This is a genomic window from Rhodococcus sp. R1101 (genome assembly GCF_000278445.1).
Lineage (GTDB): Bacteria > Actinomycetota > Actinomycetes > Mycobacteriales > Mycobacteriaceae > Rhodococcus > Rhodococcus gordoniae.
Map to the genome: position 1 here is coordinate 1 of NZ_AJVB01000146.1, position 8,376 is coordinate 8,376.

Annotated in this window: 8 protein-coding genes; 6 read left to right on the forward strand and 2 right to left on the reverse strand. The window is 65.6% G+C overall.

Annotated elements, in window-relative coordinates; all coding sequences use genetic code 11:
• The 3 genes from ppk2 to R1101_RS0111470 all read left to right on the forward strand — a co-directional run.
• A partial coding sequence (gene ppk2, locus R1101_RS0111460) for a polyphosphate kinase 2 (protein ID WP_016933572.1) occupies nt 1–696 on the forward strand: 696 nt, incomplete at its 5' end.
• A gap of 29 nt (nt 697–725) precedes the next feature.
• Nucleotides 726–3,506 carry a cation-translocating P-type ATPase gene (locus R1101_RS0111465; RefSeq protein ID WP_016933573.1) on the forward strand — a complete coding sequence of 927 codons (2,781 nt, stop codon included), beginning with the start codon at nt 726–728 and terminating at the stop codon, nt 3,504–3,506.
• A 9-nt stretch (nt 3,507–3,515) separates the two neighbouring features.
• Nucleotides 3,516–5,231, forward strand: a complete 1,716-nt coding sequence (locus R1101_RS0111470; RefSeq protein ID WP_016933574.1) for a SulP family inorganic anion transporter — start codon at nt 3,516–3,518, stop codon at nt 5,229–5,231.
• Here the strand turns inward: R1101_RS0111470 and R1101_RS0111475 are convergent.
• Nucleotides 5,216–6,625 carry a hypothetical protein gene (locus R1101_RS0111475; protein WP_016933575.1) on the reverse strand — a complete coding sequence of 470 codons (1,410 nt, stop codon included), beginning with the start codon at nt 6,623–6,625 and terminating at the stop codon, nt 5,216–5,218. The two genes, R1101_RS0111470 and R1101_RS0111475, sit on opposite strands and share 16 nt — an antisense overlap.
• Before the next feature lie 199 nt (nt 6,626–6,824).
• Between R1101_RS0111475 and R1101_RS0111480 the strand changes: the two genes are divergently transcribed.
• Genes R1101_RS0111480 through R1101_RS0111490 form a run of 3 tightly spaced genes read left to right on the forward strand, consistent with a single transcriptional unit; the run spans nt 6,825 to nt 7,881 of the window.
• Nucleotides 6,825–7,274, forward strand: a complete 450-nt coding sequence (locus R1101_RS0111480; protein ID WP_026003161.1) for a DUF6325 family protein — start codon at nt 6,825–6,827, stop codon at nt 7,272–7,274.
• A 32-nt stretch (nt 7,275–7,306) separates the two neighbouring features.
• Entirely contained in the window at nt 7,307–7,597 is a 291-nt protein-coding gene (locus tag R1101_RS0111485; protein WP_026003162.1) for an SHOCT domain-containing protein, read from the forward strand.
• Between the two features lie 26 nt (nt 7,598–7,623).
• Complete coding sequence (locus R1101_RS0111490; RefSeq protein ID WP_016933578.1) at nt 7,624–7,881, forward strand: hypothetical protein; 258 nt, start codon at nt 7,624–7,626, stop codon at nt 7,879–7,881.
• Between the two features lie 92 nt (nt 7,882–7,973).
• Here R1101_RS0111490 and R1101_RS0111495 read toward each other — a convergent pair.
• On the reverse strand, nt 7,974–8,376 hold a 403-nt coding region (locus R1101_RS0111495), incomplete at its 5' end, for an MFS transporter (RefSeq protein ID WP_026003164.1).

Consider the following 8,376-nt stretch of genomic DNA (forward strand, 5'->3'; position numbering starts at 1 on the left):
AGATCGTCCGGTGCCCGCATCTGCATCCTGTTCGAAGGCCGCGACACCGCAGGTAAAGGCGGTGTCATCAAGGCGATCACGGAACGAGTGAGTCCCCGGGTCTTCCGCGTCGTCGCACTGCCCGCTCCCACGGAGCGTGAGCGGTCCCAGATGTACATCCAGCGCTACGTACCCCACCTGCCGGCCGGAGGTGAGGTCGTCATCTTCGATCGCAGTTGGTACAACCGTGCCGGCGTCGAACGAGTGATGAACTTCTGCACCGAGGAGGAAGCGCGACATTTCCTCCAGATGATCCCGACGGTCGAACGCGCGATTGTGGACTCCGGCATCATCCTCCTGAAGTACTGGCTCGAAGTGAGCCAGGAACAGCAGACGGAGCGGCTGCAGAGTCGCATCGACGACCCCCGCAAGATCTGGAAACTCTCGAGCCTGGACCTGGAATCGTACAGACGTTGGTACGACTACTCCCGAGCGCGGGACGAGATGTTCCACTCGACCGACACCGGTTGGGCGCCTTGGTATGTCGTCGACAACGACGACAAGAAGCGTGGCCGGCTCAACGTCATCGGTCACCTGCTCGACCAGATTCCCTACGAGCCGCTCGAGCGCCCCGAGTTCGTCCTGCCGCCGCGACAGGACGCTGCCGGGTACACGGCGCCGGCACAACCTCTTCACTGGATACCGACGCTCTATTGAGGATCTCCGGTACGGAAGGACGAACGGCGATGGCCACTACCGAATCCGGTCCGGACCGAGCGAACGCCCTCGTCCCCGATCGCGAACACACATCCTGGTATGCAACGGACAGCGCCGACGTGATCACCGCATTGTCCTCCGATGAACGGTCCGGTCTCACGACGGGCGCGGCGGACGAGCGTCGCCGGCGCTTCGGCCCCAACACGATCGTCTCCGAACCCGCACCCTCGATGTGGGCGATCGCGCTGCGGCAGGTACGGGATCCGATGAACCTGATGTTGATCGCCGTGACGGTCGTCAGCATCGTGATCGGTGAGATCTCCACCGCCCTCGTGGTCGTCGTCCTGGTCGCTCTCAATGTCGTCCTGGGCACGCGGCAGGAACTGAAGGCCCGTGCGAGTGTGGATGCCCTCGCGAGAATGCAGACTCCGCAGTCGCGAACGATCCGCGACGGAGTGCTGAGCGAGATCGAGGCGACCGACCTGGTTCCGGGCGACATCGTGCAACTCGAAGCCGGAGACCTGGTGCCTGCGGACGGACGTTTGATCACGTCGGCGACGCTCGAAACCCAGGAAGCAGCACTCACAGGAGAAAGCGCACCCGTCCCGAAGGACCCCACGACTCTTCCCATGGGTGACGTTCCTCTGGGCGATCGCTCCGACATGCTGTTCCAGAACACGTCCGTCACTCGTGGCACCGCAACGATGGTGGTGACGGAGACGGGCATGGACACAGAGATGGGCCGGATCGCGTCGATGCTGTCGGCGGTGGCTCCGAGCAAGTCGCCGTTGCAACGCGAACTCGATTCGCTGACCAGGTTGCTCGGAGTCATCGCCTGGACCGCGGTTGCCGTCATCGTGATCATCGGTGTGATCCGCGGGCAGGATCTGACCACGGTGCTGTTGCTGGGCATCGCCATGGGAGTGTCGGCGATCCCGACCGGTCTGCCGACCTTCGTCCAGGCGATGCTCGCGTTCGGTGCCCGACAGCTCGCCGAGGCGAAGGCCGTGGTCAAGAATCTCTCCGATGTCGAGACGCTCGGTGCGACGAACGCGGTCAACTCGGACAAGACCGGTACGCTCACGATGAACCAGATGACGGTGCGCTCGTTGTATTTTCACACCCGGTGGTACACCGTCGAGGGTGAGGGTTACAGCAAGGCGGGGCGCATCACGCGCGTCGCCGGTGACGATCTGCCCGACTTCACGCTCCTCGCCTACGGATTGTGCCTCGACAGCGATGCCACGGTCTCCGACAACGGCGTCGTCGTCGGAGATCCCACCGAGGCGGCGCTGGTCGTGCTCGCCGCCAAGCTCGGCATCGATGCTCCGCTCACCCGACGGTCGTACCCCCGCGTCGCCGAAGTGCCGTTCGACTCCGCGTACAAGTTCATGGCGACGTTCCATCACCTTCCGGTCGACGGCGCCACGCGCTTCGTCGAACTCGTCAAAGGTGCCCCGGACGTGATTCTGGCACAGTGCGGTACCGCCTATCGGCCCGGGCGGCACGCGGTTCCGCTCGACGCGGCCCGTGACGAACTCGTCGCCGCGAACCGGACTCTGTCCGAGAGAGGGCTGCGGGTACTGGCGTTCGCCGTTCGCATCGTCGACGGGCAGGAGGAAGCGGTACGGGCCGACCCGATGTCCTTCGTCGAGGATCTCACCTTCGTCGGGATGGTCGGCATCATCGATCCGTTACGGCCCGAGGCGATCGAGGCGGTACGTACCGCGCACGCGGCAGGTATCGATGTCCGCATGATCACCGGTGATCACGCGATCACCGCGTCCGCGATCGGATCCGAACTCGGTCTCGGACCAGGGGTCGTCAGCGGACCCGACCTTCGAGCGATGTCCGACGAAGCTCTGGCGGCGGACCTTCCGAACCTGCACGTATTCGGTCGGGTCACTCCCCAGGACAAGCTCCGCCTCGTCGATCTCATGCAGAAGGGTGGGGCGGTCGTGGCGATGACCGGAGACGCTGTCAACGACGCCGCTGCGCTGAAGAAGGCCGACATCGGCGTTGCGATGGGGTCGGGCAGCGAAGTGACGAAACAGGCCGGGAGAATCGTGCTGACCGACGACAACTTCGGAACATTGGTCACTGCGATCCGGTTGGGTCGCAACATCTACGAGAAGATCGTGTCCTATATCCGGTACCAGATGTCGAAGCTGTTGTCGCTCGTCCTGCTCTTCCTCGTCGCGAGCATCTTCGACATCAACGACGGCGTCGCCCTGACGCCGTTGATGGTGTTGTTCCAGCACTTCTTCATCACGCTGTTCCCGGTCGCCGTCATCATGCTCGATCCACCTTCGCCGGATCTCATGAACAAGCCGCCCCGCGACCCGAAGACACCCATCGCCAACAGGGCCGCTTTCGTGCAGTGGACGGTCTACGGAACCCTTCAGTTCGCCGTCGCACTCGCGGCCATGCTCCTCGCTCCCGGCGAGATGAGCACGACCGAACCGACGGTACCGATGACGACCGCTTTCGTCGTGTTGTCCTTCGGCTCCGTTCTCGCCGGATTGTCCATGCGACGCGATCCGGAATCCGGATTCGCCGCGCCGATCGTGGGCGCCCTCCGGATCCTGTCGATTCCGGTGGTGGTCACGGTGCTCGCCGTCGAGTCGGGCATTTTGCAGGACCTTCTCATGACGACGTCGCTGACAGGTGCTCAATGGCTGGTCTGCATCGGCTGGTCGGTGATCATTCCGGTCGTCGTGGAAGCGGAGAAGGCGATCCGGCGTCACCGACGCACACCGGACCGGTCGATCCCCGCGCCGGTGGCGGTCGCTCCCGCGCGTGCTCACTGAGGCCGGGTCATGTCATGGAACAAGGGCCTGGGGGCGCTTCCCGGAATCGCCACGGCTCGTGCCTACCGTCGCGAGTGGTTGAGACCGGACATCACTGCCGGTCTCGTGCTCACCGCACTGCTCATCCCTGCCGGAATGGGATACGCGGAAGCGGCCGGACTGCCTGCCTATGCCGGCCTCTATGCGACCATCGTTCCGCTCCTGGCCTATGCCGTGGTCGGCCCGTCGAAGATCCTCGTCCTGGGCCCGGACTCGTCGCTCGCGCCGCTCATCGCAGCGGCCGTCCTCCCGCTCGCCGTCGCCGACGACCCGGAGAGCGCGCTGGTCTTCGCCGGGATACTCGGTGTGCTCGTCGGCGTGATCCTGCTCGTCGGAGGGTTCCTCCGTCTCGGCTTCGTCACCGAACTGTTGTCCAAACCGATCCGGCTGGGTTACCTGAATGCGATCGCGCTCGTCGTGATCGTCGGGCAACTGCCGAAACTGCTCGGCTTCTCGGTCGACGCGTCCGGCCTCCTGGGGGAGATCCGGGAGATCGGGGAAGCCGTGGCGGGCGGCGGGATCGACCCGGTCGCAGCCGGTATCGGGGTGGCCTCCCTCGCGGTCATCGTCGGCTTCCGATTGTGGTTGCCGCGGATACCGGGAGTCCTGGTCGCGGTCGTCGGAGCAATCGTGACCTCCGCCGCGCTGGATCTCACCGACGACATCGGAATGGTCGGTGCGCTGCCCGAGGGGCTCCCGCTCCCGTCGTTCGGCGGGGTCGGATGGGGAGACGTGGCCCGGCTCGTCGGACCGGCGGCCGGTATCGCGCTGATCGCCTTCGCCGACACCGGGGTGCTCTCCCGCACGTTCGCTGCGCGCCGAGGCGAGAACGTGAACGGGAGTACGGAGATGAAGGCGGTGGGTGTCGCCAACATCGCCGGGGGACTCTTCGGGGGGTTCCCGATCTCGGCGAGCGGATCGCGGACGCCGGTGGCCGAGCAGAGCGGCGCGCGTACCCAGTTCGCCTGTGTCGTCGGCGCGGTCGCCGTCCTCGTCTTCGTACTCGTTGCTCCTGGTCTGACCACCTACCTGCCCGATGCGACTCTCGGCGCCGTGGTGATCGTCGCCGCCACGGCCCTGGTCGACGTCCGGGGCATGGTCCGTATGTGGAGGATGAGCTCGGTGGAGTTCGGGCTGGCGGTCGCGGCTTTCCTCGGAGTCGCTCTGGTGGGCGTGCTGCAGGGCATCCTCGTCGCGATCGGTCTGTCCTTCGTCTCGGTGGTCGCGCGCGCGTGGCAGCCGTACCGCACCGAACTCGTACGGACCGCAGACCGTCCGGGATTTCACGACGTCGAGCGTCATCCCGACGGGACCCGTATCCCGGGTCTGGTGCTCGTCCGGTTCGACGCTCCGCTGTTCTTCGCCAACGGTGAGATCTTCGATCAGTACGTGCGCTCGGTGGTCGCCGGAACCGAAGCACCGGTCGAATGGGTGATCATCGCGGCCGAACCGATCACAGGACTCGACACCACTGCCGTCGACGAACTCGTCGACCTCGACACCTATCTGGAAGGCAACGGAATCCGGCTCGTGTTCGCCGAGATGAAGGGGCCGATCAAGGACCGGCTCATCAAATTCGGGGTGGGAGACAGGTTCGACCCGACTCGCTTCCACCCGACCGTCGAGGACGCGGTGAACGCCTTCATCGGCAGGACCGGTCGTAGCGGCGATCAGGTCGTCGGCTGATCCTCGATCGCCGGATGCTCCTCGACGGTGCGTGCGGGTCTGATCACCAGTTCCAGGACCAGCAGCGCCAGGACCGCACCCAGCACGATGAGCGCGACCACGAGCCCGGTGGGGTAACGCCAGAACATCACGAGCAGTGCGGCCACTCCGATAATGACCGACCGGATCATGATGCGGGCACGGAAAGCTGCTTCCTCGAAGGGATTCGGCGGGCGCGGCCGGCGCAATCGTTGCACGGCGTCGAGGATGCGGCCGAACCCGCGCCGGACGGTTACGGCGGAGGACGAACCACCGGTGAGGTAGGCACCGAGAGCGATCACCAACCCGAGGACCGCGACCGCCCGAAGGCTGGTCCGCAGCGGTACCAGCACGGCATCGATGATAGCGGCAGCCGCATCCGGCGACAGGACGTCGGGTGGAACACCGTCGAGATACAGCGATCGAGCGATGATGAGGGCGACCGCCAGAACGAACATGCCGACGACCAGCGCGAGGCCGACGAACGCGAGTGCGCGTAGGCGGCGCCCTGCCGGCGCGACCGCGACTGCGGCGGCAGCAGCGGCGAGCGTGATCCAGGGCAGTACATCGGACACGTTGTCGAGGGTGTTCACGGCTCGTTGTGCCCGGACCAGTTCCGGTGATCGGAACAGAACCAACTGCTTGTCGACACTCGGGATCTTCTCGGCGAACGTGAAACCACGGTCGAGGAGGCGAGCCTTCACGTTGTCGATCACCGTGCCGAGCGAGATGCTCACCGTACCTGCGTCGTCGATCGTCACGGACGACGGACCGACATTCCCGGTCACCACCGCGACCAGGCCGTTGTGGGCGGCGCGATTGGCCTGGATCCACAGATCCTCGAATCGATCGCTCTGCACGAGTGACAGCACCGTCTGGTTGACGAAGCTTCGCGCCTGCCCGGTGATCACCGGTGCCAGTCCCTCCACTGCGCGGTCGACACGGGGCGCGTTCTCCGTGGCCGGAACGGCGTCGGTGAGAGCAACCAGTGCGTCGGTCGTCAGGCCTTCGATGTCCACACGAGTGAAGATCTCGTCGGTGACGGAATTCGCGATCTGTGTCTGAATGGCGGGGTTCGAACCCAGGGGGGCGACGGTGCTCACGTACCGGTCGGTGTCGAGGATCTCGCTGCGCACGAATCGTGCGGTGACCGACAGGACGGCCAGAATCGCGACCAGCACGGTGAGCAACGCAACCGCAGCCCAGCGCCATCCGTGTCTCGGGGGCCGTGGTTCGCGAACGGGTTTCGTCCCGGGAACGGTTCGTTCCCGAAGAGTGGCGACCTCCGCGCGCAGCCGGTCGAGTTCGGCGCGTTCGTCGTCGTCCAGTCGGCCCGGTCGGGGATCTTCACCGCCCGCGCCGGTGTTCGTGGTCATCCCTGCATCGCCTCCCCCTCCGGGGCCGGAATCAGTATGCGCCGCCGAGGACCTCTCCGTAGGAAATTTGGTCTCTATTCGCTTCGGAAGTGGCCTCCGGGTGGTCATACTCGACACGAAGGGATCTGTTCTCGAACGACACCGGCGGAGGTCGGCTCCCGGCTTCCGCGAACGATCTTTCATCGAAACGAGGCTCCAGGTGACCGATTCGGATATCGACGAGATGGGCCCGGTCGACTATCTCGTCATCGAATTCCCAGCCGACCGACCGCCGAACGGTTCTGCTCTACCGCTGCTGCTCGACCTCGTCGAGCGCGGCATCATCCGGGTGCTCGATCTCGCGTTCGTCCGCAAGGACACGGACGGTTCTGTCGCCGGGATCGACATCTCCGAGGTCGGACTCGAAGGAGAGGTCGACGTGACGTTGTTCGCGGAGGCGTCCTCGGGCCTGCTCGGTGACACCGACTTCGACGAAGCGGGAGCCGCGCTCGAACCGGGCTGCTCGGCCGCCGTGCTCGTCTACGAGAACACCTGGGCTGCTCCGCTGGCGCGGGCACTGCGTCGCAACGGCGCCGAACTCGTCGCATCCGGGCGTATCCCGGTACAGAGCATCTTGGCTTCGCTGGAGAAGCTCGATGTCGAAACATGATTCGGGCGAACGAGATACGTGAGGAGATCATCATGCCGGGACTGCTTCGTGGGGTGGCTCGTACCGCAGTCGTAGCGGGGACTGCGACAGCCGTCTCCAACCGGGTCTCCCGACGTCAGGGAGCGCGGTGGAGTGCGCAGGAACAAGCACAGTACGGTCGGCCCGAACAGTACGCACCCGAGCCCGCACCGGCCGCGGCCGGCCCGCCTCCGGGCGGGGCGGACCGCATCGCCGCGCTGAAGGACCTCGCCGAACTGAAGGCGCAAGGCGTGCTCACCGAGGCCGAGTTCGAGAGGGAGAAGGCGAGGATTCTCGCGTCCTGAGCACGAGACCGGCCTCCGCGTCGGGCATGCCCGCCCGACGCGACGACGGGTTCGGCGGGACGAATCTGATGGGCGACTGGAGGTGCACGGTACACCGGATCGACGAGCCGAGCGACTGCGTGGCGAGGCTGTCGCTGGTACTGGCAGACGAGCTCACCCCGGCGGAGGTGCAGGACCGCGCTCGTGTGCTGGCCCGCCAGTTCTTCGGACACGACGTCGATGTCGCTGACGTCGAACCGGAATACTGGTCGACGGGCACTCCCCGCCGCCCACCGTCGACGTGAAAGAACACCGTTCCCTCGATTTCCGCATCCGTTGGCGGTAAAGGTGTTTCATTATGGAAACACCGGATCTGCACGCCGGTGGTGCAGTGCGGTCAGCGTGCAGTGGAAGTAGCGCGTGAGGTGGTCGAGGGAAGGAATGCGGAGGCGGCGAGTCCGACGAGGCCGATGACCGCCAGGACGATCATCGCCAGTGCGTACGAACGATCCGGAGTGGCCAGGCCGACGACAAGGACGGTACCTGCCACCGCGGTGCCCAGGGACGAGCCCAGATTGGACACGCACCGCGACAGGCCCGAGATCTCGCCCTGCTGTTCCTCCGGAAAGGCCGACTGCACGACGTTCACCGAGGGTGTGAGCATCGCACCCAGGCCGATACCGATGAGCAACAGGCCCGGCGCGAACGCCCATGCACTGGCCCATGCACGCACCAGCAGGAGCAGAACGACGATTCCGGCGAGGGTGACGACGAACCCGCTCATGATGAGTGTGCGCTGT

Bases quoted from the DNA above. Each gene is read 5' to 3' on its own strand.
- R1101_RS0111465 (WP_016933573.1), top strand. From the start codon at position 726: ATGGCCACTACCGAATCCGGTCCGGACCGAGCGAACGCCCTCGTCCCC.
- R1101_RS0111470 (WP_016933574.1), top strand. From the start codon at position 3,516: ATGTCATGGAACAAGGGCCTGGGGGCGCTTCCCGGAATCGCCACGGCT.
- R1101_RS0111475 (WP_016933575.1), bottom strand. From the start codon at position 6,625: ATGACCACGAACACCGGCGCGGGCGGTGAAGATCCCCGACCGGGCCGA.
- R1101_RS0111485 (WP_026003162.1), top strand. From the start codon at position 7,307: ATGCCGGGACTGCTTCGTGGGGTGGCTCGTACCGCAGTCGTAGCGGGG.
- R1101_RS0111490 (WP_016933578.1), top strand. From the start codon at position 7,624: ATGCCCGCCCGACGCGACGACGGGTTCGGCGGGACGAATCTGATGGGC.